We start from the raw sequence: 26,030 nt of genomic DNA on the forward strand, positions 1-26,030 counted from the left end.
TTCATGCGGAGACGATTGCTACAGTTGGAAGGAGCGTCGCACGGGAGTTGCTAATCGAAGGTTACGCCGCATCGGGGCAGGGCGGGCTATTTCTTCGAGTTTGCTTAAGCAAATCTTTCGAATGCGACCGAAATCGATCCGCCGTTTACGATTGGCGGTCGAAGCTCATGAGCTGCCAGTTCCCGGTGCCGGAGGTGCAGGTCTTGCCGGAGAAATAGGCGATGCCTTCATAGGAATGGCGCGTGGTGGAGAAGTTGCGGCAGATGACGCCGTCACCCTTTTCCTCCTGGATCGCGGTGACCACGCCAGCGCTGCCGGTCGTGGCGTTCGCCCAGGGCAAAGGCTTTCCATCCGTCTTGGAAAGGTCGGCCGAAGACACTGCGCTTTGCACCGTGAGTTCGTCGGAATGGCTCGTGCCATTGCCCTTCTTGGCGATGGTGGAGGTGGAAATCGAGCTGTCGACGGTGTCTGAACCGAAGAGGTCCATGCTGCTGCCGAAGCACCCGCTGAGCGGAAGTGTCGCAGCGATGACGAGCAAGATCGAGCTTCTACGCATGCACCAACCCTTTGTACGCTCGACCGACTTTGCTATGTCTTTCAACGGGCCTAGGATCCAGTGCTTCGTCATCCGCGGCCAATATGCATATCGGGAGCATTTTACACAATATGTCAGATATCGGGTTAACAAGTGGTGACTTCACCGAAGAGAGCGAACCCTTTGCCCTCTTCGCGACCTGGCTGAAGGATGCCGAGGCCTCGGAGATCAACGATCCCAATGCGGTGGCGCTCGCGACCGTGGATGAGGACGGGCTTCCGAATGTACGTATGGTGCTTCTCAAGGGGTTCGATGCCAGAGGCTTTGTGTTTTACACGAATTTCGAGAGCCAGAAGGGACAGGAAATTCTCGGCCAGAAGAAGGCAGCAATGTGTTTTCATTGGAAATCGCTGCGCCGCCAGATCCGCCTGAGGGGTGATGTCGAGGTGGTTTCCGACGCCGAGGCTGACGAATATTACCAGTCCCGCCCGCTCGGCAGCCGCATCGGTGCCTGGGCGTCGAAGCAGTCGCGTCCGCTGGAAGGCCGGTTCGCGCTGGAAAAGGCGGTCGCCGAATACACGGCGAAATATGCGCTCGGCAACGTGCCGCGTCCGCCCCATTGGTCGGGCTTCCGCATCATCCCGCGATCGATCGAATTCTGGCACGACCGCAAGTTCCGCTTGCACGACCGCATCGAATTCCGCCGCGACGGCGACGGCTGGTCGAAGGTCAGAATGTATCCTTGAGCAGAGGGGAGGGGCTCAGCCGCCGACGAGCTTCGACGGCAGACCGGAAGCCAGCGCCTCGACATAGCGAGACTTCTGGTAGAGCCCGTTGAGCGAGATCCGCGGCAGAAGCTGCGGGCTCGCCATGGCAGCCGGTGTCAGCGTGCCCGGCCGCGTCGTCACCGAGAGTTTGAAACCCGCCCAATCGGCGTATCCCGCCGTCCGCAGTGTGGCGCTGCGCGCATCGCCGTAGGGGTAGGCGAAAGTAACAGGCCGCGTGCCGGTGATGCCGGCCACATATTCGGCGCTGTCATTGTATTCTCTGAGCAGATCGTCGTCGTTCAAGTCGGCAAGACCGCGATGGCTGACGGTATGCGCGCCGTAGGAGACGAGTGTGTTTCGGCCAAGCGCTGTCAGCTCCTCCCGGTCCATCACCGCTTCGGAGACTAGCGCATGCGGATTGATGCCCGCGGCATTGGCTGCCGCATCGAGTTGCGCCACACCCTTCGCCTCGTCTCCCGCCATCAGCATGCGGGCAACCGCATCGAACGCCGCCGTCTTGGCCTTCAGAGAGTTGCAATCGAGGTCGATCCGCCCCGCCGGCAGGCAAAGCGCCACCCGCGGCCGGGCTGCAATCAGCGCGCCAAGCGTATCCCACCACATCGTATGGCTGCGTTCTGAAAGCCCCTTGCAGACGAAGATCGTAAAGGGCACGCCATGGCGTTCGAAGACCGGCAAGGCATGGTCGCGGTTGTCGCGGAAACCATCATCGAGCGTGAAGACGGCGAAGGGCTGAGCCCCGTCCGGCTCCGCAAGGGCGGCCGGCACCTCGTCGAGGCCGATGAAACGATAGCCGCGCCTGGCCAGGATGCGGATCGCGGCATCGAGAAAGTCCGGCGTGATCGAAAGATGCCGGTTCGGCTGAAAGGCCTCGCTCTTTTCAGGATGAACGTGATGCAGCGTAAAGATCACGCCACGCCCTTCAAGACCGCGGGTGGCGCCGAGCCTGGACAGCAGGAAGGAAAACTCCAACCCAGCCGTGATCGACGCTCGCTTCAGCGCCTGTTTGAACCGTCCCGCCATGACCCCGCCTGAAACATCATTGTCCGCAATATCAGGCAGGCTACCTCTCGAGTCCTTAAGCGAGGTTCAACACATCGGCTCAATATTGTGGCGAATGCGGCCGCTCCGCAGCCAGGCGGGTGGCACGTCGAGCCAGCAGCATGGCAGGGATCGTCCAAAGCACCGGAATGAGGAATGTTGTCGAGAACGCGACCCGCGATGTGTCGCTTGCCGTCGCCTCTGCTAAGCCCAGACTGTTGCCCGCCAGACCGGCGAAGGCCGCACCGATTGCAAAACCCGCCGATTGAAGCGTCGGAATGAGCCCCGACGTCTTGTCACGCTCGCCAGGAACGCTCGCTTCCATTAACATCTGGCTGAGAAAAGCCCAGCTCGCGCCAAAGGCCGCGCCGACGACGATCTGCCCTGCAACGAGGAGCGGCAGCGTGCTCCAGTGGAACCCTGCAGCAACGATCACCATTCCGGCAAACTGCAGCACCGGACCCGCCTCGATGGCGCGGCGCCGCGCGCCTGCGGTCCCGACATGGGCAATGAGAACCGCAACGAGGCTCCAGCTCATCGCCATGATGGCCCCAAGACCGCCGGCGGCGAGCGGACCGAAACCGAAGCCACGCTGCAGACCGAAGACGAAATAGACGCCGCTTGTCGCCTGCGCCACCGGCATCAGCAGCACCAGCCAAAGTCCGGCTCCGACCGTGGATGTCAGGCCAAACGCGGTATGCGGCATCAGGCTAGAGCGCGATCTCCGATCCTGGCGAACACTGAGGCCAAGCAGCGCGAGCCCGAAGACCAACAGCATGGCGGACAGCCACACCCCCTGGGCCACGCCGGATGACAGGATCATGAGCAGCCCCACGGCGAGCATCACGAGCGGAGCGATCGGCACGGGCGCCTGCTCGCCAAGGCTCTCGCGTGTACGCGCTGTGATCAAGGCAAGCAGCAAGAAGACGAGCCCCAGGGGTAGGTTGATCAGGAAGGCGGTCCGCCAAGAGAAGCTTTCGGCAAGCCAGCCGGATGCAAACGGTCCGCCGAACGAAGCGCAGGTCCACACGATGGCTTCGACACCGAAGACCTTGGGCACCAGGCGGGACGGATAGAGCGCCGGGATGAGCGCGTAGCAGATGGCGGCAACCACGCCTTCGCCGAGCCCCTGTCCGACCCGCCCGAGGAGGACTTGCTCCATGGTATCGGCAAGAGCGGCCGTCAGTGTCCCGCCGAGAAAGACAAGCGTTGCGACAACAAGAACGCGCCGCGCACCGAAGCGCTGCTTGAGCCGGGCAGCCGTCACGCCCGCGACGATCGAGCCGATCAGATAAAGCGACACCGACCAGGCAATGAGGTGACCACCACCGATCTCCGCGATCGCACTGGGCAGCACGGTCGAGACGAAGAAGCTGTTGAAGGCGAAGAGGGCGACACCCATGCTCAACATCAGGGTGGTTGCGAGATGCGCTGGCAGAAGCAGCTCGTGCCATCCGCACTCGGTCCGGATCACTGGTGGAGGTTCCACGCTGCCATTTTCGGACAGGTCGACAAGCGTGTCGGTGGCGGTTTCGGTCATGGAGGCTCTCTCTGCAGACTGCGATTGGACGCGATTTCGGGTCATGCTACAACCTCAACCGAAGTTGAGGTAAAGTCATGGGCAAACAGAAATTGCATCTGACCGTCGGAGACGTTGCCAGACGCACCGGTCTCGCCGTCTCGGCTATCCATTTTTATGAGCGAAAAGGCCTGATTTCGGCCGACCGGACCGGCGGAAACCAGCGTCGCTACAGCCGCGACGTGCTGCGTCGGCTCGCCCTGATCCGGGCCGGGCAGGAGGTGGGGCTGCCGTTGTCGGAGGTCGCGGATGCCTTGTCGGCACTTCCGGAAGGCCGAACGCCGACAGCGGAAGACTGGCGGCAGATAGCGACCGGATGGGCGTCGAAGCTCGATGCGCGCATCCGGGTGCTCGAACGGCTGCGCAATGACCTCGATGGCTGCATCGGTTGCGGCTGCCTATCGATGCAGCGCTGCCAATTGATCAATCCCTCGGACGTACTCGCCGAGCAGGGTACCGGTGCCGTTACGCTGTCACGGTGACGGCAATGGCACTGTCAGCATTCGCCCGAGCGGTTAACCTTCCATTCACCATGTTCGAGCGACGTTATGTGGAATGATGGTCGCATTTGATCCCGATCGGCTGATTGTCGCCCCATTCTTGCCATAGGGCCTCAACCTCAAGACGGCGGATCGATCGAATCGAGCCTGTCACAGTCATCATTGAAATCCGGGCGGCATTGGAGTTTTCATGAGCAAGTTGTTGATCGCGTTCTCGTTTTGCGTGGCGATCCTCTCCCTCTCGAGCGCAGCTCACGCAGGCAGTGCCCAACTCCTCCTCGATGCCCGCACCGGCGAAGTTCTTGCCTCCGAAAATCCCGACGCACTCAATCATCCGGCCTCTCTGACCAAGATGATGTCGGTCTATATGGTCTTCGACGCCATCAAGGCAGGCAAGCTCAGCTGGGACAGCCCGGTTCCCTTTTCGAAACATGCCGCCTCTCGCCCGCCGACCAAGCTTTTCGTGAAGGCCGGTGACTCGATCACCGTGCGCGAGGCGGTTCTCGCCATGATCGTGAAGTCTGCCAACGATGCGGCGGCCGCCGTCGGCGAAAAGCTGGGCGGCAGCGAGGAAGGCTTTGCCGCGCTGATGACGCGCAAGGCCCGTTCGCTCGGCATGATGAATACCACCTTCTTCAATGCCTCAGGTCTGCCGCATGACCAGCAGTTCACCACGGCCCGCGACATGTCGACCCTCGGTGTCGCCCTGATGCGCGACTTTCCGAAGGAATACGAACTCTTCGCCACCAAGAGCTTCAAGTTCCGCGGCAAGACGATCAGCGGCCACAACAACCTGATGTATCGCTATAAGGGCATGGACGGCATCAAGACCGGCTATACCAATGCATCCGGCTTCAATCTCGTGAGCGCCGTGGAAAAGGATGGCCGCCGCGTGATCGGCGTGGTGATGGGCGGTCGCACGGCCGCCAGCCGGGACAAGATCATGGAGCGGCTGATCGACGCCAACATCAAGAAGGCCTCGACCGGCAGCCAGCTTCTGGTCTCCCGCTCGACGGGCGTTCAGATGGATATCGCCCGTCTTGGTGATGAAGTGCCGGTTCCGGCGTCGCGCCAGTCGGCCCTTGCCGCAGTCCAGAGCCTGGCCGGCGTCACCGGCGTCTCCGCGCCCGAAACCGCATCGGCGTATGCTCCCTCGGCGGGCACGCCCGTCCCGGCCGAACTCGTGCCCACCCCGGCAAGCCGTTTCGCCCCTGTCGATCCGCAGCACACCGCAAACACGCTCCCGGCTTCGACCGAGCGCAAGTGGCAGATCCAGATCGCCGCCGCGACCTCCGCCCAGGCAGCGATGGATCTCCTCTCCCAGGCCCGCCAGAAGGTCGGCGGCCCGCTTCAGGACCTCGACACCTATACCGAAATGGTCACCCGCAACGGCATCACCTTCTACCGCGCCCGCTTCACCGGCTTCGACAACAAGGAAGAAGCCCGCACCGCCTGCGACAAGCTGGTCCGCCAGCGCTACGACTGCGTGCTGATGCCGGCACGGGGGTGAGTGTTCGGCCCACTCGGATCGTCATTTGACAGCTTGGTCCGATCAGCAGGTTAGTCAGGGATGTCTGCAGGCTGACCGATCTTCGTCAGCAGTGCGACCGCGTCCTTGTCGAACGAATAGAACAATTCGCCGCCTAGCCATCTGCCCTCATGAGCGATCACGCCATCGGCGAAATCGCCGCCTGCCTCCAGCATGGCCAACCCGGCTTCGACTGCCGGACGGTTCATCGCGACATTCTCCGCTTCCAGGAGATCGCGGATCGACTGCCCCACTTCGCTCACAGACAATTTCGCACCGCGCCTGAGAACCCAGACGAATTCACAGAGGCAGGGCAGGGAGATCGCAATCAGCGAGGCTTCGGACATGATCCTGGCTGCAGCCGCTCCCTGAACGGGGTCATCTTGGAGAACGGCACGGATCAGGACATTCGTGTCGACCGAAATGTTCATTTCTCGTCGGCCCAGCCGGACGCTGCAATCTCGTTGATCTCGTCAACAGTGAGCGGCTTCTTCATTTTGCCGGCGTGACGGCCGATAAACGATGAGATGGTTCCTGCTGGACGTTCAGCTCGAACACGCAATTCACCGCCCGGCAACTTCTCCAGCGCGATCCTCTCTCCCGGCTTGATCCCGAGATGCTGCAGAAGCTCCCGCTTCAGCGTAACCTGACCCTTCATGGTGACCGTAAGCGATGTCATGGGACACTCCTTCACCTGAATTGTAATGGAAAATTACATTCCGGCAAGCTGCTCAAGGCAGGGCACGGGGTCCCATGTCCTCGAACAGCCGCAGCAAGTAGCCATCCGGATCCGCAACGACGAATTGGCGGTTGCCGACCTCATGGTCATCCCGGCGATACCATTTCTCTTCGAGCGGCAGATAAAGCGGCACCCCTGCCGCAGCGAGGCGGGTGAGGATGTCATTTACGCTCGGCACCAGGATCTGCAGATTAAGCCCGCGCCCGAAAGGCCGTTCCAAAGGCGCCTCATCGATCTCGAACGTGCGCCCAATGCCGATCTGATCGATCATCAGCTGTGCCTCACCAAGCGTCAGATAGCTGAAGCCTTCCTCCGGCCGCTCATAGGCAACCTCAAATCCGATCAGGTCGCAGTAGAATTCGCGGCTCGCCCGCCAGTCGCCAACGGCGAGTTCGGCGACGAGCCCATTCACCCTCAAGCCTTCGTCCCGCCCACCGTGATCTGGTCCATCCTCAGATGCGGCTGGCCCACGCCGACGGGCACCCACTGGCCGGCCTTGCCGCAATTGCCGACGCCCGTGTCGAGCTTCGTGTCGTTGCCGATCATGGTGATGCGCTTCATCGCGTCCGGCCCATTGCCGATCAGCATGGCGCCCTTGACCGGCGCGCCGATCTTGCCGTTTTCGATGAGGTAAGCCTCGGTGCAGCCAAAGACGAACTTGCCGGAGGTGATGTCCACCTGGCCGCCGCCGAAGGAAACGGCATAGATGCCTCTCTTCACCGATGCGATGATCTCTTCCGGCGTCTTGTCGCCCGAGAGCATGTAGGTGTTGGTCATGCGCGGCATTGGCTGGTGGGCATAACCCTGGCGACGGCCATTGCCAGTCGCCTTCATGCCCATCAGGCGGGCATTCTGCCGGTCCTGCATGTAGCCGACGAGCTTGCCGTTCTCGATCAGCACATTGTAGCCGGAGGGGGTGCCTTCGTCGTCCACGGTGATCGAGCCGCGCCGGTCGTTGATCGTGCCGTCATCGACGACGGTCACACCGGGGGCCGCCACCATCTCGCCCATCAGCCCGGCAAAGGCCGATGTCTTCTTGCGGTTGAAGTCACCTTCCAGCCCGTGGCCGACCGCCTCGTGCAGCATGACACCCGGCCAGCCATTGCCGAGCACGATGTCCATCGTCCCGGCCGGCGCTTCCTCAGCTTCGAGATTGACCAGTGCCTGCCGCAGCGCCTCGTCGGCACTCCGACGCCAGCTCTCTTCGGTCAGGAAATCCTGAAAGCCCATACGCCCGCCGACCCCGAAGGAGCCGCTTTCCTGGCGGTCTCCCGCACCCGTGACCACGGAAATGTTGATGCGGGTCATCGGCCTGATTTCGCGCACCCGGTGACCGTCGGCGCGCAGGATCTCCACAACCTGCCAGCTGGCGCCGACGGTTGCCGTCACCTGCCGCACCTTGGGGTCCTTGTCGCGCAGATAAGCGTCGATCTCGGACAAGAGCTTCACCTTCTCCTCGAAGGTCGGCGAGCCGATCGGGTTGCCGTCGCCATAGAGCTTGGCATTCGTCCGCTGCGGCGCCGTTGCATAGGAGCCGGAATAGCCGTGTGTCACCGCGCCCACCGCATCGGCCGCCCGGGAAAGGGCGGAGAGCGAGAGTTCGCCGGAATGGGCATAACCCACGGCCTCATCGGCGACAGCCCGCAGGCCGAACCCCTGGTCGGTATTGAACGAGCCGCCCTTCAGGCGCCCATTGTCGAAGGTCAGCGATTCCGCCTGCGCATGCTCGACGAAGAGCTCTCCGTCGTCTGCGCCCTTGAGTGCATCGGCGACGCGACGCGTCAGCGTGGCTTCGTCGCAATCGAAGAGGGAGAGAAGGTCCTGGGTCATGCAAGTCTCCTTGGGCGCTGGTCTCTGCATGTAGGCGCGCCACGAAAAAGGGGCAAGCCCGCCGGACTTGCCCCTGGATGGAATGTCATCACGATCCGGCGACCGGATGTGGCTTCAGGGCAGCTTGTCGTAACCTTCGCCGAAGCCCGCCAGTTCGATCGGGATACCGACGCGGTCCTGGTCAGCAGATTCGCGCAGCGCAAAGACCGCGGCCTTGCCGGCGCGCAGGATCTTCATCAGCTCCTCGTCGATCTCGACCTCGACATAACAGCCTTCCGAGAAGCAGCGGGTGAAATAGGCACGCCCGATATTGTTGCCGTCGACGAAGAGCTCCATCCCGTCCTTCAAGAGCACGCCGAGCGGGGCGAGAATGCGCAGGATGCGAGCCTTGCGGTCGGCCGTCTTCAACACGACGACCGAAAGGCCAACCTCCGGCCGGTCTTCGGCGATGACGTTCTGCATCAGGGCGCATTGCTCTTCTGCAGCGCCCGCCGGCTTGTCGCAGATGACAGACCAGGCGCCATGATTGGAACGGATCGAGCCCGGCTGTTGTTGGGGTTGCTGGCTCTGGGCTGGTGTGGCGAGTGCAGCGATCAGCACGGCGCTCGCGGTCAGGCTGGACCAGGCAAGTCTTGGCAGACCCATGAAAACCTCTGGAAAACGAATCATTGCCGACATTCTTGTCGCCGGGGGGTGCAAATGGGAAGCCCCGATGCCTGTTTTAAGGCCGAGTGCGGCATAATTGGGACTTCGCTTGCCGGGTGGAAGCGCAATCATGCGCCTCCTGCGGGTGCATCTGGGGAAAGCCTGTGCATCACGGGCGCATGTATTTGATGAAGCGCAAAAATGCCGCACCGGCTTTCGCGCGGGCGTATTGCGATTGCGGCCAATCTGTGATTTGAAACGGCGACACTAGCATGATTTTTGCGCTATGGTTTGATGTGGATCAAGCGCTTGTGGGAGACCAAACCGTGATGAAGAGAACCTATGCAGCCTTGGCCGGCTTGGCCTGTCTGCTTTTCGCTTCTGTAGGCTTCGCCGATCAGCCGAGGCCCTGGCAGATGGGTATGCAGGAACCAGCGACCTCCATCATGGAGTTCAACAGCTGGTTCGAGCAGTACACTCTGTGGTTCATCGTTCCGATCACCATCTTTGTTCTGATTCTTTTGATCCTCGTGGTCGTGAAGTTCCGCGCCGCCGCCAATCCGGTGCCGTCGAAGACGAGCCACAACACGGCGATCGAAATCGTCTGGACGGTGGCTCCGGTCCTCATTCTCTTCGCCATCGCGATCCCGTCCTTCAACCTGCTGACCTATCAGTTGAAGATGCCGGAAAATCCCGACGTCACGATCAAGGCGACCGCCACCCAGTGGCTGTGGTCCTATGAGTATGAAGGCGAGCAGGCCGTCTCCTTCGACAGCTACATGCTGAAGGACACCGACCGTGCAGCCATCGGCAAGGAAGACGTCGCCCGCTATCCGCGTCTCCTGGCTGTGGACAACGAAGTCGTCGTACCCGTCGGCAAGACGGTTCGCCTGCTCGTGACCGCTGCCCCGACCGACGTTATCCACGCTTTCGCGATGCCGGCTTTCGGTATCAAGATCGACGCCATCCCGGGCCGTCTGAACGAGACCTGGTTCCGCGCCGACCGTGAAGGTCTCTACTATGGCCAGTGTTCGGAGCTGTGCGGCAAGGACCATGCGTTCATGCCGATCGCCATCCGCGTGGTCTCAGACGAGCAGTATGCGACCTGGCTCCAGGCTGCGACCTCGGATCTCTCCGGCGCCAACCGCGCTCTTATGGCTGCTGTCGATGGCGCTCCCGCCGCCGTCCAGACGGCTGAAAACATCACGAACTGAGAGGAGTGAGGTCAATGGCTGGCTCTGTTGCCCACGACGAACACGCGCACGGCGCACATCACGACCATAAGCCGAGCTTCTTTGCTCGCTGGTTCCTGTCGACCAACCACAAGGACATCGGCACCCTCTACCTGATCTTCGCGATCGTGGCGGGTATCGTCGGTGCCGCTCTCTCGGTTGCCATGCGCATGGAGCTGCAGGATCCGGGCATCCAGATCTTCCACGGTCTGGCGTCCATGGTCTACGGCTTCGAAGGTGACGCTGCCATCGACGGCGGCAAGCACATGTACAACGTCTTCACGACGGCGCACGCCCTGATCATGATCTTCTTCATGGTCATGCCGGCGCTCATCGGCGGCTTTGCCAACTGGATGATCCCGATCATGATCGGTGCTCCGGACATGGCTTTCCCGCGCCTCAACAACATCTCCTTCTGGCTGATCGTCCCGGCCTTCCTGCTGCTCGTGCTTTCGATGTTCGTCGAAGGTCCGGCAGGCGCCTATGGCGTCGGCGGTGGCTGGACGCTCTATCCGCCTCTTGCGACCTCGGGCCAGCCCGGGCCGGCCGTTGACCTTGCGATCTTTGCGCTCCACGTCTCCGGTGCGTCTTCGATCCTCGGTGCGATCAACTTCATCACCACGATCCTGAACATGCGCGCTCCGGGCATGACGCTGCACAAGATGCCGCTCTTCGCCTGGGCTGTTCTGGTCACTGCCTTCCTTCTGCTGCTGTCGCTCCCGGTTCTCGCCGGCGGCATCACCATGCTTCTGACCGACCGCAACTTCGGCACGACCTTCTTCTCGCCCGAAGGCGGTGGTGACCCGGTTCTCTACCAGCACCTGTTCTGGTTCTTCGGTCACCCGGAAGTCTACATCCTGATCCTGCCCGGCTTCGGCATCGTCAGCCACATCGTCTCGACCTTCTCGAAGAAGCCGGTCTTCGGCTACCTCGGCATGGCCTACGCCATGGTCGGCATCGGTGCCGTCGGCTTCGTCGTCTGGGCACACCACATGTATACGGTCGGCCTGTCGCTTGCCGCTCAGCGCTACTTCCTCTTCGCAACGATGGTTATCGCGGTGCCGACTGGCATCAAGATCTTCTCCTGGATCGCGACGATGTGGGGTGGTTCGCTGAGCTTCAAGACCCCGATGGTCTGGGCCATCGGCTTCATCTTCCTCTTCACGGTCGGTGGCGTCACGGGCGTTCAGCTCGCCAACGCCGGTCTCGACCGCTCGCTCCATGACACCTACTACGTCGTGGCTCACTTCCACTACGTTCTGTCGCTCGGCGCCGTCTTCGCGATCTTCGCCGGCTGGTACTACTGGTTCCCGAAGATCACCGGCTACATGTACAACGAGTTCGTCGGCAAGCTGCACTTCTGGATTATGTTCATCGGCGTCAACCTGGTGTTCTTCCCGCAGCACTTCCTCGGCCTCGCAGGCATGCCGCGCCGCTACATCGACTATCCGGATGCCTATGCCGGCTGGAACTATGTCTCGTCGATCGGCTCCTACATCTCGGCCTTTGCGGTTCTCGTCTTCCTATACGGCGTCTTCGAAGCCTTCGCCAAGAAGCGCGTCGCCGGCGACAACCCCTGGGGTGAAGGTGCGACCACGCTGGAATGGCAGCTGTCTTCGCCGCCGCCGTACCACCAGTGGGAACAGCTGCCGAAGATCAAGTAAGCAGCACCTGATCTGCCCAATGATATCGGGCGCCGCGGTCTTCAAGGATCGCGGCGCCCGCAAAACCAACGAAAGACGGAATTCGGAAGCATGACGGTCATCGACAATCGCGACGTATTCGGCATCGAAGGCGAAGTCCGCCTGTCCGAAGCCGGCCCGCGCGATTTCTTCGCGCTCCTCAAGCCGCGTGTCATGTCGCTCGTCGTCTTTACGGCGCTTGCAGGCCTTGTCCTCGCGCCGGGCGAAATCAATCCCATCATCGGCTTCATCGCCATTCTCTGCATCGCGGTCGGGGCAGGGGCCTCCGGCGCGCTCAACATGTGGTACGATGCCGATATCGATGCCGTCATGAGCCGCACGGCGACCCGCCCGGTTCCCGCAGGCCGCGTCACGCCGGAAGAGGCGCTTGCCTTCGGTCTCGTTCTCTCGGTCTTCTCGGTCGGTCTGCTGGGCCTCGCGGTCAACTGGTTCGCAGCCGGCCTGCTCGCCTTCACGATCTTCTTCTACGCCGTCGTCTACACGATGTGGCTAAAGCGCTCGACGCCGCAGAACATCGTGATCGGCGGTGCGGCCGGGGCCTTCCCGCCCATGGTCGGCTGGGCCTGCGTCACCGGCGGCGTGTCGCTCGACAGCTTCATCCTGTTCATGATCATCTTCCTCTGGACGCCGGCGCATTTCTGGGCGCTCGCGCTCTTCAAGATGAAGGACTACGGCGCGGTCGGCGTGCCGATGATGCCGAATGTCGCGGGCATCCCCTCGACCAAGCGCCAGATCGCGGTCTATGCCGTGCTGACCGCCGTCACCGGCGTATTGCCGACCTTCACCGGCCTGTCCTCGATCGGGTACGGCATTGTCGCAGCCCTTCTCGGCGCCGTCTTCATCCACTGTTCCATCGCCGTCTGGCGCATGGCCGACGGCGATGAAAAGATGGTCCCGGCCAAGAAGCTCTTTGCCTATTCGATCTTCTATCTCTTCGCGATCTTCTCGGCTCTGATGATCGACTTCTATGTCGCGCCGCTCGCGGCAAGCTTCGGAGGTGCCGCCTGATGGACACCGTGGAATTGAACGAGAAGCAGAAGAAGTCCCGCCGCGGCCGCAACATCGCGCTCGGCGTGGTCCTCGCAGTGCTTGTGGTCATCTTCTACGTTGTGACCATCATCAAGATCGGTAACGTGGGTTAACGAGGCTTCGCACCGTGACTGTACAGAACGACAACACGAAGGTTTCGAACCGCCGCAATATCGGCGTGGCGACCGCTTGCGTCGTCTTCGTCGGTGGCATGGTCGGCATGGCCTATGCGGCCGTTCCGCTTTATCAGCTCTTCTGCCAGGTCACCGGTTATGGCGGCACGACCCAGCGGGTTGAGCAGATGTCGGAAGTGGTCCTGGATCGGACGATCAACGTCACCTTCGACGCCAATGCCTCTTCCGGTCTGAACTGGGATTTCAAGGCGGTCGACAAGAAGGTGACGCCGAGGATCGGCGAGACCGTCCAGATCATGTACACCGCGACCAACAATTCCTCCCACCCGGTCACGGGGGAGGCGATCTTCAACGTCACCCCCGGCGAAGCCGGTGCCTACTTCAACAAGGTCCAGTGCTTCTGCTTCACCGAGACCACGTTGCAGCCGGGCGAGACACTCGAAATGCCTGTTGTCTTCTTTGTCGATCCCGCCATCGTCGAGGCGGAGGAGACCAAGGGCATCGGCACGATTACCCTGTCCTACACCTTCTACCCGCGCGATGATCAGGAGCCGGTGGCCGCATTGTCGGTCGGGGAAGACAAGGAACAGCCGAAACTGTGAGAGGGCTCCGGTTCGCCGGAACTCGTAATGAAATTGACATTCGGGGATTGCTGAAATGGCCGAAGCGCACCAGAAGAACCACGACTACCACATCATCGACCCGAGCCCCTGGCCGCTTCTGGCCTCGATCGGTGCCTTCGTCCTCACCTTCGGTGGCGTCGGCTACATGCGCTACCTCAACGGCGGCTCGCTGAACCTGTTCGGCATCGATTTCGCCACGCCGTGGCTCTTCTTCATCGGCCTTGCCATCGTGCTCTTCACGATGTTCGCCTGGTGGGCCGACACGATCAAGGAGGCCCACGACGGCCACCACACCCGCGTCGTGTCGCTGCATCTGCGCTACGGCATGATCATGTTCATCGCTTCTGAAGTGATGTTCTTCGTTGCCTGGTTCTGGGCCTTCTTCGACGCCAGCCTCTTCGCCAACGAGGCGATCCAGGCCAGCCGCGTCGAGTTCACCGGCGGCCAGTGGCCCCCGGTTGGCATCGAGGTTGTCGATCCCTGGCACCTGCCGCTCTACAACACCGTCATCCTGCTGCTGTCGGGCACCTGCGTGACCTGGGCGCACCATGCGATGCTGCACAACGACCGCAAGGGCCTCGTGTCCGGCCTCGTGCTGACCGTTCTGCTCGGCATTCTGTTCTCGTTCGTTCAGGCCTACGAGTACATTCACTCGCCGTTCGACTTCAAGAACTCGATCTATGGCGCCACCTTCTTCATGGCGACCGGCTTCCATGGCTTCCACGTTCTGGTCGGTACGATCTTCCTGATCGTGTGCCTGTTCCGCGCCATGGCCGGCCACTTCACGCCGCAGCAGCATTTCGGCTTCGAAGCCGCTGCCTGGTACTGGCACTTCGTTGACGTCGTCTGGCTGTTCCTCTTCTTCGCCATCTACATCTGGGGCGATTGGGGTGCACCGCTCGCCCATTGATCCGGGTGATGAAAGTCTTGGAAGGGCGGCGAAAGCCGCCCTTCATGCGTTATGGCCTGCGACGATCCGGCGCTCGCCGGGAACCCCGGCTTCCTCTAAGGGTTGGCCGGGGACGAGAAGCAGCATGAAGGAGAGGTCTGATGACCGAAGACAACGCGAAATTTCCGCCGGTAGATCCGGTCAAGGCGGCGCTGACGGCGTCCTGCCCGCGCTGTGGCAACGGAAAGCTGTTTGACGGTTTGACCAAGCCAAAGTCCCGCTGCAGCTCCTGCGGCCTCGACCTCTCCTGGATCGATGCAGGCGACGGCCCGGCAATCTTCGTCATCCTGCTCGCTGATCTGCTTGTGGTCGGATTTGCCGTCTGGGTGGAGCTTACCTACCAGCCCTCCGTCTGGCTGCACATCCTGGTCTTCGCGCCACTCGGCGTGGCCCTCACGCTCTGGCTCATGCGATTCCTCAAGGCATTGCTCATTGCCCTGCAATACAAGCACAACGCCTCCCAAGGGGTAATCGACCGTGGCTGACACGCGGCTGACCGGGGAAAAGGGTGCTGAGAACCGCCGCACCTGGCGCTTCTGGGCGGGCCTGGTGCTCGTGCCCATTGCCCTTGTTGTCCTGTTGTCGCTCGGCACCTGGCAGGTCAACCGGCTGCACTGGAAGGAAACCCTGCTCACGGACATCCAGCAGCGAAGCAAGGCTGCACCAGTGGATGTCGCCGAGCTGGAACGCCTGATCGCCGCAGGAGAGCCCATCGACTACCGCCATGCCACGGCAAGCGGTGCGTACCTGCACGACAAGGAGCGCCACTTCCTCGCGACCTTCGAAGGCCAATCCGGCTTCTATCTTTACACGCCGCTGCAGCTCGCCGACGGCCGCTACCTCTTCGTCAATCGTGGCTTCGTGCCCTACGACCGCAAGGATCCCGCCAGTCGTCCGGAAAGCCTGATTGCGGGCGAGCAGACCGTCACAGGTCTCGCGCGGGCGGAACTTGAGGAGAAGCCTTCGTCCCTGGTGCCGGAGAACGACGAGCGGGCCAACATCTTCTACTGGAAGGACCGCGCCCGAATGGCGGCCTCCGTCGATCTGCCGGAAGACCGCGTCCTACCCTTCTTCCTGGATGCGGACGCAAGTCCGGTAGCGGGTGGCTTGCCGAAGGGTGGAGTGACGCAGATCGACCTGCCGAACAATCATCTGCAATATGCGATCACCTGGTACGGCCTTGCCGTCGCGCTTGTCGCCGTCACCATCGCGGGCCTTGTTAAGCGCAGAAGCTGATGGTCGCTCTCGGGCTTTTCCGCTAGAGACGTCGGACAGACCGCCGGAATCGCAGGCGGGCAGGGGGAACTGCATGTCCTATATCGCATCGACACTGGTCGCGCTCGTCGCGCTCGAACACATCTACATCCTCGTCCTCGAGATGTTTCTCTGGACGACCCCGACCGGCCGCCGCGCCTTTGGCCTGAAGCCGGAACAGGCAGAGGCCACCAAGGTGATGGCTGCGAACCAAGGTCTCTACAACGGCTTCCTCGCCGCCGGCCTGATCTGGGGCCTGCTGCATCCCGATCTGGCCTTCGGCTATCAAATCCAGTTGTTTTTCCTTGGCTGTGTGCTGGTCGCGGGCCTATATGGGGGTGCAACGGCCTCGCGGAAGATCTTCGTCATCCAGGCGCTTCCGGCGGCCATCGCCATCCTTGCTGTCCTGATTGCCGGCTGACCACATGAACATGCACATGAACCGCCCCCCTCTGACGATCAGGCTTTGCGGCCCGCGCGGCTTCTGCGCCGGCGTCGACCGCGCCATCCAGATCGTCGTCCTGGCTTTGAAGCGCTATGGGGCGCCGGTTTATGTGCGCCACGAGATCGTCCACAACAGGTATGTCGTGGAGGGGCTCGAGGCAAAGGGCGCAATTTTCGTCGAGGAGCTCGATGAGATCCCCGCCGAACACCGGGAGCAGCCGGTCGTCTTCTCGGCGCATGGCGTGCCGAAATCGGTTCCCGAAGATGCGGCGAGCCGCAACCTCTTCTACCTCGACGCCACTTGTCCTTTGGTCTCCAAGGTCCACAAACAGGCCATGCGTCACCAGCGCTTGGGTCGTCACGTGATCCTGATCGGCCATGCCGGTCATCCGGAAGTGATCGGCACCATGGGCCAGTTGCCGGAAGGTACCGTCTCGCTGGTCGAGACCGTCGAGGATGCCGCTGCCTATCAGCCCGCCGATGCCGACAATCTCGGTTACGTCACGCAGACCACGCTTTCGGTCGACGACACCGCCGGTGTCATCGCCAAGCTGTCGGAGCGTTTCCCCAACCTCACGGCCCCCTCGGCCGACAGCATCTGCTACGCCACCACCAATCGCCAGGAAGCGGTGAAGCACGCGGCTCCAGGCTGCGACCTCTTCATCGTCGTCGGCGCGCCGAATTCTTCCAATTCCAAGCGTCTCGTCGAGGTGGCCTTGCGGGCCGGAGCCACCCGCTCGCTGCTCGTGCAGCGCGCCTCGGAAATCGATTGGGCCGAGATCGGCGAGATCAAGACGCTCGGCATCTCCGCCGGCGCCTCGGCGCCGGAGGTCATCGTCGACGAAATCATCGACGCCTTCCGCGAGCGTTTCGACGCCAAGGTCGAGCTTGCCATCACGGCGGAAGAAAACGAGCATTTCCTCGTCAATCGCGAACTGCGCGACGTGGAGCTCACCCGCGAGGACATGGCCTGGGTGAATGGGTGAGGCATTGCGGATGGCTGTCCGCCGTACCTGGCTCTTGCAGCGGACACGTTTGCAGAATCCACACTGAGTGTGTATTATCATCGGCATGAAGAGCGCTGATGTCATTGCGGCATTGAAGGCGGATGGATGGTTCGTGGTCTCAACAAAAGGGAGCCACGTGCAGTTCAAGCATGCTCAGAAGCCCGGCCGGGTTACCGTCCCTCATCCGAAGCGGGATCTGCCGATCGGCACGCTCAAGAGTATCGAGAGACAGGCAGCTTTGAAGCTGAGGTAAACCATGCGCAGCTACATCGGATTGATTCATAAGGAGCCGGAGAGTGACTACGGCGTATCCTTTCCAGATTTTCCTGGCATCGCGACTGCCGGTACCAGTCTGGACGATGCACGCCAGATGGCAGAGGAGGCGCTCGCCTTCCATGTCGAGGGCATGGTCGAGGACGGTGAAGCAATCCCGGAGCCTTCCTCACTCGAGCAGATCATGGCCGACCCGGCCAACATGGATGCTGTTGCGGTCCTCATTCCGCTCAAGAGCCAGGCAAAGAAATCCGTCAGGCTGAACATAACGCTGCCCGAGGATGTCCTGCGGGAAATCGACGCCTATGCCGAAGCGCATGGCCTCACGCGTTCGGGCTTTCTTGCCCAGGCCGCAAAACGGCAGATGAAAGACGATGGTAATCCCGGCAATGCCAAAGGCTATGCACTTTCTGCATGAAACTGCTCTGCCGGTGACGCCCCATTTCCTGTGCCCCATGTCGTTCCAGGGCTGGCACAGGCGGCCGGCCCGTTATAGGACTCGGGACCTCATCGAAGCGGCACGGAACCTCACCTGTGGCAGTCTATACGGATATCAACGAAGTCGACCTCAAGGCCTTCCTGGCTGAGTATGATGCCGGCGAGCTCCTTTCCTACAAGGGCATCGCGGAAGGTGTCGAGAACACCAATTTCCTGCTCCACACGTCAAAGCAGCCGCTGATCCTGACGCTCTACGAGAAGCGGGTCGATCGCAATGATCTGCCCTTCTTCCTCGGCCTGATGCATCACCTCTCCGAGCGTGGGCTGTCCTGCCCGCTGCCTCTGCCGCGCAAGGACGGCGAGTTGCTGGGCGAACTCTCCGGTCGCCCTGCTGCGCTGATTTCCTTTCTGGAGGGCATGTGGCTGCGCAAGCCCGAAGCCCAGCATTGCCGCGAAGTCGGCAAGGCGCTCGCCGGCATGCATGTCGCGGGCGAGGGGTTTGACCTCACCCGCCCGAATGCCCTGTCGCTCGAGGGCTGGCAGACGCTTTGGGCCAAATCCGAGGCGCGTGCCGACGAGGTGGAAACGGGGCTTGAAGAAGAAATCGGCGCCGAACTCGATTTCCTCGCCGCCCACTGGCCTGGGGATCTGCCGGCAGGCGTCATTCATGCCGATCTCTTCCCCGACAACGTCTTCTTCCTCGGCGACGATCTCTCGGGCCTGATCGACTTCTATTTCGCCTGCAACGACTTCCTCGTCTACGATCTCTCGATCTGCCTCAATGCCTGGTGCTTCGAGAAGGACGGTGCCTACAACATCACCAAGGGCAAGGCGATGATCGAAGGCTACCTCTCGGTCCGCCCGCTTTCGGCCGAAGAGATCGCGGCCTTGCCCGTGCTGTGCCGTGGCTCGGCCCTCCGCTTCTTCCTCACCCGGCTCTACGACTGGCTGACGACGCCGGAAGGCGCGCTGGTGGTGAAGAAGGATCCGCTCGAATATCTGAAGAAGCTGCGCTTCCACCGCGCGGTGACCAATGCCTCCGAATACGGACTGATTTCATGAAACATGTCGAGATCTTCACCGATGGCGCCTGCTCGGGCAATCCCGGTCCCGGTGGCTGGGGAGCTGTCCTGCGTTACGGCGAAGTCGAAAAGGAACTCTCCGGCGGCGAAGCGGATACCACCAACAACCGCATGGAACTGCTAGCCACCATCACGGCGCTCAACGCGCTGAAGGACGCTTGCGAGGTCGATCTCTACACCGACAGCAAATATGTCATGGATGGCATCTCCAAATGGATCTTCGGCTGGAAGAAGAACGGCTGGAAAACCGCCGACAAGAAGCCGGTGAAGAATGGCGAACTCTGGCAGGCGCTCGACGCCGCCAACCAGCGTCACAAGGTCAAGTGGCACTGGGTCAAGGGCCATGCCGGCCATCCCGAGAACGAACGCGCCGATGAACTCGCCCGAAAAGGCATGGAGCCGTTCAAGAAGTCGGGCGGCTTCCCGAAGTCCCTGATGGTGAAGTGAACGAAGGGGCGGGGGAGAGCGCCGCGCATCATCCCCTTGCCCTTTCCCCCGATGCCCCTATGCTCCCGTCAAAACAACATCACGGGAGACATCCATGATCCAGCACTGCGTGTTCCTGCGCTTCAAGGCCGCCGTTCAGGAAGCCGAGAAGCAGGCGATCTATGCGGCCATCGCCGACCTGAAGGATGTCGTGCCGGGCATGATCGAGGTGAAGTCAGGCTCGAATGTCTCGCCCGAGGGGCTGAGCGGCGGTTATAATGACGGCTTCATCGTCACCTTCGAGGACGAGATGGTGCGCGACTATTATCTCAAGCATCCGAAGCATGTCGAAGTGGGCGAACGCATCGTCAGCGCCACCGATGGCGGCCTTGCCGGCATCCTCGTCTTCGATCTTGCCCACTGACCTCGGTCTGAAACGAAAAGAGGCCCGGTTTCCCGAGCCTCCACAATCTGTAACTTAAGACGGCGCCTCAAGCGCCGAGCTGCTCGATCATCGTCGCGGCAGAGGAAACCGTCGCCTGGCCCGGGTTTTCCTCGACATTCAGGCTCTTCAGCACGCCATCTTCCACCAGCATGGAATAGCGCTTGGAGCGAACGCCGAGACCGCCTGCCGAGAGATCGGCATCAAGGCCGAGCGCCTTGGTGAAGGAGGCATCCCAGTCGGCGAGGAAGTGGATCTTGCCCATGCCGCCGGAATGCTGGGCCCAGGCGCCCATCACGTGCCAGTCGTTGACGGCAACCACGGCAATGTCGTCCACGCCACGCGCCATCAGCGCATCACGGTTTTCCAGATAGCCGGGCAGGTGGTTCAGCGTGCAGGTTGGGGTGAAGGCGCCGGGAACGGCGAAGACGACGACCTTCTTGCCGGCAAACAGCTGCTCCGTGGTGATCTCTACCGGACCGTCAGCGGTCTTTTCCTTGAAGGTGGCCTGCGGAAGCTTGTCGCCAATGGCAATGGTCATGAAACTCGTCCTCGCTTGGTTGCGCCATCCAGAACCCCTCGGGATGGATGACGCGAATATAGGAACGGGTCATTCAAAGGCAAGCGTGGTTTCCATCGCCCGGTCGCCGCTGATCACCAGAATGCCCCATGTCTTCCCGGCGATCTTGTACTTCTTCGGCAGCTTGCCGATCGGCAGCGTCAGAAGCGTTTCACCGTCCACGTCTTGGGATGCGACGGCGTCGATGAAGACATGGCCGCTCGGCCCGCTGACAAAGGCCTTCGGAGTGGCTGCGCCCTTGGGCATCTTGAGCCGCACCAGCAATTCCTTCTGGTCGCTGCTCATCCGATGGTCGACGACATGGAAGTCGGCTGACGGCCCAGGCGGCACCTGCGCCTCGGCCGAGCGCACAAGCGCGGCCTCGACGGGGTTGGCCACCCCCGCAGCATCCGGCGCCACGCTGAGATCGGCCTGGAAGGGGATGCATATATTCTGGCAGACACCGACAAAGGCGCTCAAGGTCACCGCTTCACCGTTCGGCGCACCCTTCAGGGTCAGCGGCAGCGTGACCGGGTGATCGTAGCCGACATCCATCATGTCGCCGCTCATCAGCACCTTAGGCACGGGAAAGCCGACGCTCTGGACGGTATACTGCGCGCCCGGGGCAGGGGTGATGGCCGGCGGAATGCCGACATCGCCTGGCTCCTTCCAATAGGTGATCCAGCCTGGCTTCGGCTCGACGACCAGCGCACCGTGCCTCAGACCATCGCCGTCTTCCGGCAGCAGGATCAGCCGCATCCGGCCGCCTTCGTTCACGGCCCAGTCGCTGCTCGCCGCCACAGCCGGATCGGTGGGCAACAGCGAGACGAGAGCAACGGCCGCTGACAGCGCCAACACTGTCAGGCGGGAATTCGCCCGCATCAGGGCGGAACAAGACGGTTGTTTTCGTGTTTTCAAGCTCATGCTTTCGGCTCTAGAAGATCGCCGTGACCTTGGCCAGTCACGCTTGCTTCATGGTCATCATTTTGGGTTGATCGGAACCTGCTTCTGCCCCATCTTGAATAAGAGACCACATCTGAACCACGCATGAAGCCGATTGCCCACGAGGCAAACCAGGGAGGCAGGCATGGCATTGTCGTCGAAAACCGATCTGAGAGAACGCGGCTTCCTGGATGGCCAGTTGCTGATTGCCATGCCCGGCATGGCCGACGGCAACTTCGCCCGCGCGGTCGTCTATATCTGCGCCCATTCCGACGCCGGCGCCATGGGCTTCATCATCAACCGGTCGCAGTCCGTGACCTTTGCCGATCTGCTGCTGCATCTGGAACTGATCGACCGAAACGACGCGATCATGCTGCCCGATCACGCCCGCCATTTCCCCATTCAGTGCGGCGGCCCGGTGGAACAGAACCGCGGCTTCGTCCTCCACTCGGACGATTACCTCTCCGACAGCTCCATCCCCGTCAGCGACGACATCTCGCTGACGGCGACCCTCGACATCGTCCGCGCCATCTCGGATGGCCGCGGCCCCCGCCACGCCACCATGCTGCTCGGCTATGCCGGCTGGGGGCCCGGTCAGCTGGAAGAGGAGATTGCTCAGAACGGCTGGCTGCATTGTGCGGCCACCGAAAGTCTGATCTTCGACCGCAGCCTCGACAACAAATACGACCGGGCGCTGGCCCTGATGGGCATCAACCCGGCCATGCTGTCGATGGATGCAGGACACGCGTGAGGCAGATGGAAGAGGCGCCTGAGCGCCTCCTCACGCCCGCTTCATCAGCGGAAAGCGCTCCTTGAGCAACCTCAGAACCGACTCGGCGCCCAGTGGCGGCCCGAACAGGTAGCTCTGACCGTAGTCGCAGCCCATCATCGCGAGATCGGCGGCGTCCTGATCGCTCTGGATACCCTCGGCCACGACCTGCATGTCGAGCCCGCGCGCCATCGAGACGACGGAGCGCAGGAGGACCGAACGCTTGTCGGACTGGTCGCAGACCAGCGCCTTGTCGAGCTTGATCGTGTCGAAGGGGAAGCGGGTGAGGTAGGCGAGCGACGAATAGCCGGTCCCGAAATCATCGAGCGCCAGGCTGATGCCGGTGTCCTTCAGCTTCTCCAGCATCAGGCGCGCCTGCTCCGGATTTTCCATCACGACGCTTTCGGTCAGCTCCAGCTTGATCCGCCTCGGATCGCATTGCGTCTTCACCAGCATGGCGCGGATGTCGTTGTAGATATCGCTCGAGATCAGCTGGGCCGAGGAGAGGTTCACGGAAACGAAGATTGGCAGTTCGCCGGTCTGGCGTTCCCAGTCCATCAGGTCGCTCGAGGAGCGTTCCAGCGCGAACATGCCGAGTGGCTCGATCAGGTCGGACATCTCAGCAATCGGAATGAATTCCGTGGGCGAGATGTTGCCGCGCTTGGGATGATCCCAGCGCATCAGCGCCTCGAAGCCGGCAATCTCGCCATTGGCGAGCTTGACGATCGGCTGATAGGCCATCGACAGCTCCTTGCGCTCGATGGCGCGGCGAAGGTCGGTTTCGAGCTGCAGGCGATCGGTGCTGACGGTGCGGAAGGCCGGGCGGAAGGGCTCCACGCGGTTGCCGCCGGTGCGTTTTGCCCTGAACATCGCAAGCTCGGCATCCGCAAGCAGGCTCGCAGCACTTTCCTGCTGATCGACCCAGGAGACGAGCCCGATGGAAGCCGTGAGGCTGATCTCGCGATTGGCGAAGTTGAGCGGCACCATGATCGCCTTGGAAACGGCATCGGCGAAGTCGGCGATCTTGGCGGGATCCTTTTCCGACACCAGGATCAGACCGAATTCATCGCCGGAAAGCCGCGCAAGCGTATCCTGTGGCTTCAGGAGCCGCCGCAGGCGGCGCGTGATCGCGATCAGGATGTTGTCGCCCGCCGCAATGCCGAGTGCATCGTTCACCTGCTTGTAGCGGTCGATATCGATCGCCAGCACCGTCGGGCGCACGCTCTCGGATGATCCGGCGAGCGACAGGATCGCCTGGAGGCGATCGAGGAAGACCTCGCGGTTCGGCAGGCCGGTCAGATTGTCATGCATGGCGTCGACGAGGAGACGGTCGATCGAGTTCTTCTGCTCGGTCACGTCGATGATCGTGCCGACGCAGCGGATGACTTCGCCGTTCGAGCCGAGCACAGGCCGCGCGCGGATCTTCAGCCAGTGGAAGTGGCCATCCTCGGCGCGGATGCGGAATTCGTGGCTGAGCCGCCCCTTGCGGTGTTCCAGAAGCACGTCGAGCGTGGCGCGGAAACGGTCGCGATCGTCAGGGTGCAGGCGTGGCAGCCAGTTGCGTGCGGGCCCATGCATCGTGCCCGGCGACAGGCCAAGCCGCAGGGAAACATCGGGGCTAGTGACGACACGGTCGCGCGCCACGTCCCAGTCCCAGACGGTGTCGCCGGAGCCGGTGAGAGCCAGCGACTGGCGTTCCAGATCGGAGAACAGGCCCTGCTGATAGGCGCCGCCGGCAAAGGCATGCTGCATGACGGTAAAACCGATCAGGAGGACGATGAGAACGAGACCACCGCCCAGCGCCGGCTGGATGATGTCGTTGTCCAGCTGACCCGTCACCGTCATCCAGCCGCCGAACAGCCAGACAAGAATCAGCGCCCAGGTGGGCACCAGCAGCACCGCACGGTCATAGCGGTTGATGCCGAGATAGATGATGAGGCCAATGCCGGCGACGCCGGTCAGCGCGAAGGACACGCGCGCAATGCCGGCTGCGATCGACGGATCGAAGATCGCCACCCCGAACAGCACCGAAAGCCCCAGCATCCAGGCAAGCGTCGCATAGCCGAGATGCACGTGCCATCGGTTGAGGTTGAGATAGGTGAAGAGGAAGATCACGAGCGAGGAGGCAAGCGCAACTTCAGCCCCGGCACGCCATATGCGCACATCGGACGAGGTGAGCGAGATCAGCTTTTCGAGGAAGCCGAAGTCGACGCAGATATAGGCGAGCACCGCCCAGGCCAGTGCTGCTGCCGCCGGCAGCATCGATGTGCCCTTGACCACGAAGAGGATGGTGAGAAACACCGCCAGCAGGCCCGCAATGCCGAGCACGATGCCGCGATAAAGGGTAAAGGCGTTGACCGTATCCTTGTAGGCGTCAGGTTCCCACAGATAGATCTGCGGCAGTTCCGGCGTCGCGAGTTCGGCCACGAAGGTAATCACCGTGCCCGGGTTCAGCGTGATGCGGAAGACATCGGCATCGGGGCTAGCCACGCGATCGAGCGCGAAGCCTTCCGAGGGCGTGATCGCCATGATGCGCTGCGACCCCAGATCCGGCCAGAACATCCGGGACCCGGAGAGGCGGAAATGCGGAGCTACGATCACGCGCTCCAGCTGCTCTTCGGAGACGTTGGCAAGGGCGAATACGGCCCAGTCGCCCTGATGCTCCGGCGAGCTCGAGCGCACCTCGATGCGCCGGCGAATGCCGTCCGCCCCGGCGGCTGTTGAAACCTGGAAGGCCTCGCCCTGGTTCGTATAGATCTCGGTGGTCGCGGTCAGGTCCAGCGCATTGTCGTCGCGCGCAATCTTGACGGGCTCGACCGCAAGGGCCGCAGACGCGACGAGCGAGATCGTAAGCGCAGTGAGGACTGCGAGACAAAAGGCAGCGAGGCGTGACAGGGCGCGCCAGGAGGTTTCTGTACTGGTCATAAGGGCGTCTTGCCGTTCCGCGCCCTATGGCCGCCGATCAGGGAATAGAGCAGGTGATCGCGCCATTCCCCGTTGATTTTCAGATAATCCCGCAAAAGACCTTCCCGTTCAAATCCCGTTTTTTCGAGTAGCCTCAGGCTGTTGACGTTGTCCGGAATACAGGCTGCTTCAATACGGTGCAACTCGAGTGGCCCGAAGATGTAGGGAATTGCCAGTTGAAGTGCGGCAAACATGTGGCCTTGGCCTGCATGCCGCTGTCCCATCCAGTAGCCGATCATGCAGCTTTGCGCGGCTCCACGGCGGATCAAACCGATCGTAAGCCCGCCCAGCAAGGCGCTTTCCTCCCGATCGAAGAGAAAGAAGGGCACCGCCATGCCGGAGTGAAATTCCTGTTCATTACGCAGAACGCGCTGCCGAAAGGCACGCTCGGTCAGCTCGTCGGCGCGCCAGGTCGGCTCCCAGGGCTGGAGGAAGGCGCGGCTTTCGCGGCGCAGCTGGTGCCATGGCTCGAAGTCGCGAAAACGCGGGAGGCGCAGAAGATGCCGGTCGCTGTGAAGCTCCGGCATGTCCGGCTGCCGGGACAGAAACCGAAAGACCGAACGCGTCATCTTCAATCC

Annotated in this window: 31 protein-coding genes; 19 read left to right on the forward strand and 12 right to left on the reverse strand. The window is 62.0% G+C overall.

The window, feature by feature from the left end; genetic code table 11:
- Window positions 1–145: 145 nt before the first annotated feature.
- Window positions 146–601 (reverse strand): RT0821/Lpp0805 family surface protein, encoded by a 456-nt coding sequence (locus tag FAA86_RS03315; RefSeq protein ID WP_167494874.1) that lies wholly within the window; start codon window positions 599–601, stop codon window positions 146–148.
- 65 nt (window positions 602–666) lie between these two features.
- Between FAA86_RS03315 and pdxH the strand changes: the two genes are divergently transcribed.
- Complete coding sequence (gene pdxH / locus FAA86_RS03320; protein ID WP_136538368.1) at window positions 667–1,281, forward strand: pyridoxamine 5'-phosphate oxidase; 615 nt, start codon at window positions 667–669, stop codon at window positions 1,279–1,281.
- Between the two features lie 15 nt (window positions 1,282–1,296).
- On the opposite strand, the gene FAA86_RS03325 is transcribed toward pdxH, so the two are convergent.
- Together FAA86_RS03325 and FAA86_RS03330 are read right to left on the reverse strand one after the other, a co-directional pair.
- Window positions 1,297–2,343: a polysaccharide deacetylase family protein gene (locus FAA86_RS03325; protein ID WP_136538369.1), complete on the reverse strand. Its 1,047-nt coding sequence runs from the start codon at window positions 2,341–2,343 to the stop codon at window positions 1,297–1,299.
- A gap of 79 nt (window positions 2,344–2,422) precedes the next feature.
- Window positions 2,423–3,901: an MFS transporter gene (locus FAA86_RS03330; protein WP_167494875.1), complete on the reverse strand. Its 1,479-nt coding sequence runs from the start codon at window positions 3,899–3,901 to the stop codon at window positions 2,423–2,425.
- Between the two features lie 77 nt (window positions 3,902–3,978).
- On the opposite strand from FAA86_RS03330, the gene soxR reads away from it, so the two are divergent.
- Together soxR and FAA86_RS03340 are read left to right on the forward strand one after the other, a co-directional pair.
- Entirely contained in the window at window positions 3,979–4,422 is a 444-nt protein-coding gene (gene soxR / locus FAA86_RS03335) for a redox-sensitive transcriptional activator SoxR (RefSeq protein ID WP_136538371.1), read from the forward strand.
- Between the two features lie 208 nt (window positions 4,423–4,630).
- Window positions 4,631–5,950 carry a D-alanyl-D-alanine carboxypeptidase gene (locus tag FAA86_RS03340; protein ID WP_136538372.1) on the forward strand — a complete coding sequence of 440 codons (1,320 nt, stop codon included), beginning with the start codon at window positions 4,631–4,633 and terminating at the stop codon, window positions 5,948–5,950.
- Between the two features lie 50 nt (window positions 5,951–6,000).
- Here FAA86_RS03340 and FAA86_RS03345 read toward each other — a convergent pair whose 3' ends face one another.
- The 5 genes from FAA86_RS03345 to FAA86_RS03365 form a co-directional block, all read right to left on the reverse strand.
- Window positions 6,001–6,399 (reverse strand): type II toxin-antitoxin system VapC family toxin, encoded by a 399-nt coding sequence (locus FAA86_RS03345; RefSeq protein WP_136538373.1) that lies wholly within the window; start codon window positions 6,397–6,399, stop codon window positions 6,001–6,003.
- Entirely contained in the window at window positions 6,396–6,647 is a 252-nt protein-coding gene (locus tag FAA86_RS03350; protein ID WP_136538374.1) for an AbrB/MazE/SpoVT family DNA-binding domain-containing protein, read from the reverse strand. Before FAA86_RS03350 ends, FAA86_RS03345 begins: the two co-directional genes overlap by 4 nt.
- A 52-nt stretch (window positions 6,648–6,699) precedes the next feature.
- Entirely contained in the window at window positions 6,700–7,125 is a 426-nt protein-coding gene (locus FAA86_RS03355) for a bleomycin resistance protein (RefSeq protein WP_136538375.1), read from the reverse strand.
- Window positions 7,122–8,537, reverse strand: coding sequence for a metalloprotease TldD (tldD, locus tag FAA86_RS03360; protein WP_136538376.1), 1,416 nt, complete (start codon window positions 8,535–8,537; stop codon window positions 7,122–7,124). Before tldD ends, FAA86_RS03355 begins: the two co-directional genes overlap by 4 nt.
- A 114-nt stretch (window positions 8,538–8,651) precedes the next feature.
- Window positions 8,652–9,182 (reverse strand): invasion associated locus B family protein, encoded by a 531-nt coding sequence (locus FAA86_RS03365; protein ID WP_113460688.1) that lies wholly within the window; start codon window positions 9,180–9,182, stop codon window positions 8,652–8,654.
- A 326-nt stretch (window positions 9,183–9,508) separates the two neighbouring features.
- Between FAA86_RS03365 and coxB the strand changes: the two genes are divergently transcribed.
- From coxB to FAA86_RS03440, 15 genes are all read left to right on the forward strand, one after another.
- Complete coding sequence (gene coxB / locus FAA86_RS03370) at window positions 9,509–10,396, forward strand: cytochrome c oxidase subunit II (protein ID WP_136538377.1); 888 nt, start codon at window positions 9,509–9,511, stop codon at window positions 10,394–10,396.
- A 14-nt stretch (window positions 10,397–10,410) separates the two neighbouring features.
- On the forward strand, window positions 10,411–12,078 hold the full coding sequence (gene ctaD, locus FAA86_RS03375; protein ID WP_136538378.1) for a cytochrome c oxidase subunit I: 1,668 nt from the start codon (window positions 10,411–10,413) through the stop codon (window positions 12,076–12,078).
- Window positions 12,079–12,168: 90 nt separating this feature from the next.
- Complete coding sequence (locus FAA86_RS03380; RefSeq protein ID WP_136538379.1) at window positions 12,169–13,125, forward strand: heme o synthase; 957 nt, start codon at window positions 12,169–12,171, stop codon at window positions 13,123–13,125.
- Complete coding sequence (locus FAA86_RS25080) at window positions 13,125–13,259, forward strand: hypothetical protein (protein WP_136538380.1); 135 nt, start codon at window positions 13,125–13,127, stop codon at window positions 13,257–13,259. Before FAA86_RS03380 ends, FAA86_RS25080 begins: the two co-directional genes overlap by 1 nt.
- 14 nt (window positions 13,260–13,273) lie before the next feature.
- Window positions 13,274–13,882, forward strand: coding sequence for a cytochrome c oxidase assembly protein (locus tag FAA86_RS03390; RefSeq protein WP_136538381.1), 609 nt, complete (start codon window positions 13,274–13,276; stop codon window positions 13,880–13,882).
- 55 nt (window positions 13,883–13,937) lie between these two features.
- Window positions 13,938–14,813 (forward strand): cytochrome c oxidase subunit 3, encoded by an 876-nt coding sequence (locus FAA86_RS03395; protein ID WP_113460589.1) that lies wholly within the window; start codon window positions 13,938–13,940, stop codon window positions 14,811–14,813.
- A gap of 140 nt (window positions 14,814–14,953) precedes the next feature.
- Complete coding sequence (locus FAA86_RS03400; protein WP_136538382.1) at window positions 14,954–15,337, forward strand: DUF983 domain-containing protein; 384 nt, start codon at window positions 14,954–14,956, stop codon at window positions 15,335–15,337.
- A complete protein-coding gene (locus FAA86_RS03405) occupies window positions 15,330–16,088 on the forward strand; it encodes an SURF1 family protein (RefSeq protein ID WP_136538383.1) in 759 nt (252 codons plus the stop codon). The genes FAA86_RS03400 and FAA86_RS03405 overlap by 8 nt, the downstream gene beginning before the upstream one ends.
- Window positions 16,089–16,161: 73 nt before the next feature.
- Window positions 16,162–16,527, forward strand: coding sequence for a DUF1304 domain-containing protein (locus FAA86_RS03410; RefSeq protein ID WP_113460586.1), 366 nt, complete (start codon window positions 16,162–16,164; stop codon window positions 16,525–16,527).
- A gap of 10 nt (window positions 16,528–16,537) precedes the next feature.
- Entirely contained in the window at window positions 16,538–17,536 is a 999-nt protein-coding gene (gene ispH, locus FAA86_RS03415) for a 4-hydroxy-3-methylbut-2-enyl diphosphate reductase (protein ID WP_377344444.1), read from the forward strand.
- Window positions 17,537–17,621: 85 nt separating this feature from the next.
- Window positions 17,622–17,810: a type II toxin-antitoxin system HicA family toxin gene (locus tag FAA86_RS03420; RefSeq protein WP_136538972.1), complete on the forward strand. Its 189-nt coding sequence runs from the start codon at window positions 17,622–17,624 to the stop codon at window positions 17,808–17,810.
- Window positions 17,811–17,813: 3 nt separating this feature from the next.
- On the forward strand, window positions 17,814–18,248 hold the full coding sequence (locus tag FAA86_RS03425) for a type II toxin-antitoxin system HicB family antitoxin (RefSeq protein WP_136538385.1): 435 nt from the start codon (window positions 17,814–17,816) through the stop codon (window positions 18,246–18,248).
- Between the two features lie 116 nt (window positions 18,249–18,364).
- Window positions 18,365–19,330, forward strand: coding sequence for a homoserine kinase (locus tag FAA86_RS03430; RefSeq protein ID WP_136538386.1), 966 nt, complete (start codon window positions 18,365–18,367; stop codon window positions 19,328–19,330).
- On the forward strand, window positions 19,327–19,797 hold the full coding sequence (gene rnhA / locus FAA86_RS03435) for a ribonuclease HI (RefSeq protein WP_113460582.1): 471 nt from the start codon (window positions 19,327–19,329) through the stop codon (window positions 19,795–19,797). The genes FAA86_RS03430 and rnhA overlap by 4 nt, the downstream gene beginning before the upstream one ends.
- A 94-nt stretch (window positions 19,798–19,891) precedes the next feature.
- Window positions 19,892–20,200, forward strand: coding sequence for a Dabb family protein (locus FAA86_RS03440; protein ID WP_136538387.1), 309 nt, complete (start codon window positions 19,892–19,894; stop codon window positions 20,198–20,200).
- A 67-nt stretch (window positions 20,201–20,267) separates the two neighbouring features.
- Here FAA86_RS03440 and FAA86_RS03445 read toward each other — a convergent pair whose 3' ends face one another.
- Both FAA86_RS03445 and FAA86_RS03450 read right to left on the reverse strand, forming a co-directional pair.
- The gene (locus tag FAA86_RS03445) at window positions 20,268–20,759 is read right to left on the reverse strand and encodes a peroxiredoxin (protein WP_113460580.1); all 492 of its coding nucleotides are present in this window, start codon (window positions 20,757–20,759) and stop codon (window positions 20,268–20,270) included.
- Window positions 20,760–20,828: 69 nt separating this feature from the next.
- Entirely contained in the window at window positions 20,829–21,659 is an 831-nt protein-coding gene (locus FAA86_RS03450; protein ID WP_136538388.1) for a protein-disulfide reductase DsbD domain-containing protein, read from the reverse strand.
- 205 nt (window positions 21,660–21,864) lie between these two features.
- On the opposite strand from FAA86_RS03450, the gene FAA86_RS03455 reads away from it, so the two are divergent.
- Complete coding sequence (locus FAA86_RS03455; protein ID WP_136538389.1) at window positions 21,865–22,470, forward strand: YqgE/AlgH family protein; 606 nt, start codon at window positions 21,865–21,867, stop codon at window positions 22,468–22,470.
- 30 nt (window positions 22,471–22,500) lie between these two features.
- Here the strand turns inward: FAA86_RS03455 and FAA86_RS03460 are convergent, their stop codons facing one another.
- Both FAA86_RS03460 and FAA86_RS03465 read right to left on the reverse strand, forming a co-directional pair.
- Window positions 22,501–25,413: an EAL domain-containing protein gene (locus tag FAA86_RS03460; protein ID WP_136538390.1), complete on the reverse strand. Its 2,913-nt coding sequence runs from the start codon at window positions 25,411–25,413 to the stop codon at window positions 22,501–22,503.
- Complete coding sequence (locus FAA86_RS03465; protein ID WP_113460576.1) at window positions 25,410–26,021, reverse strand: GNAT family N-acetyltransferase; 612 nt, start codon at window positions 26,019–26,021, stop codon at window positions 25,410–25,412. The genes FAA86_RS03460 and FAA86_RS03465 overlap by 4 nt, the downstream gene beginning before the upstream one ends.
- Window positions 26,022–26,030 lie beyond the last annotated feature (9 nt).

It is taken from the genome of Rhizobium rosettiformans W3, from assembly GCF_004912135.1.
Lineage (GTDB): Bacteria > Pseudomonadota > Alphaproteobacteria > Rhizobiales > Rhizobiaceae > Allorhizobium > Allorhizobium rosettiformans.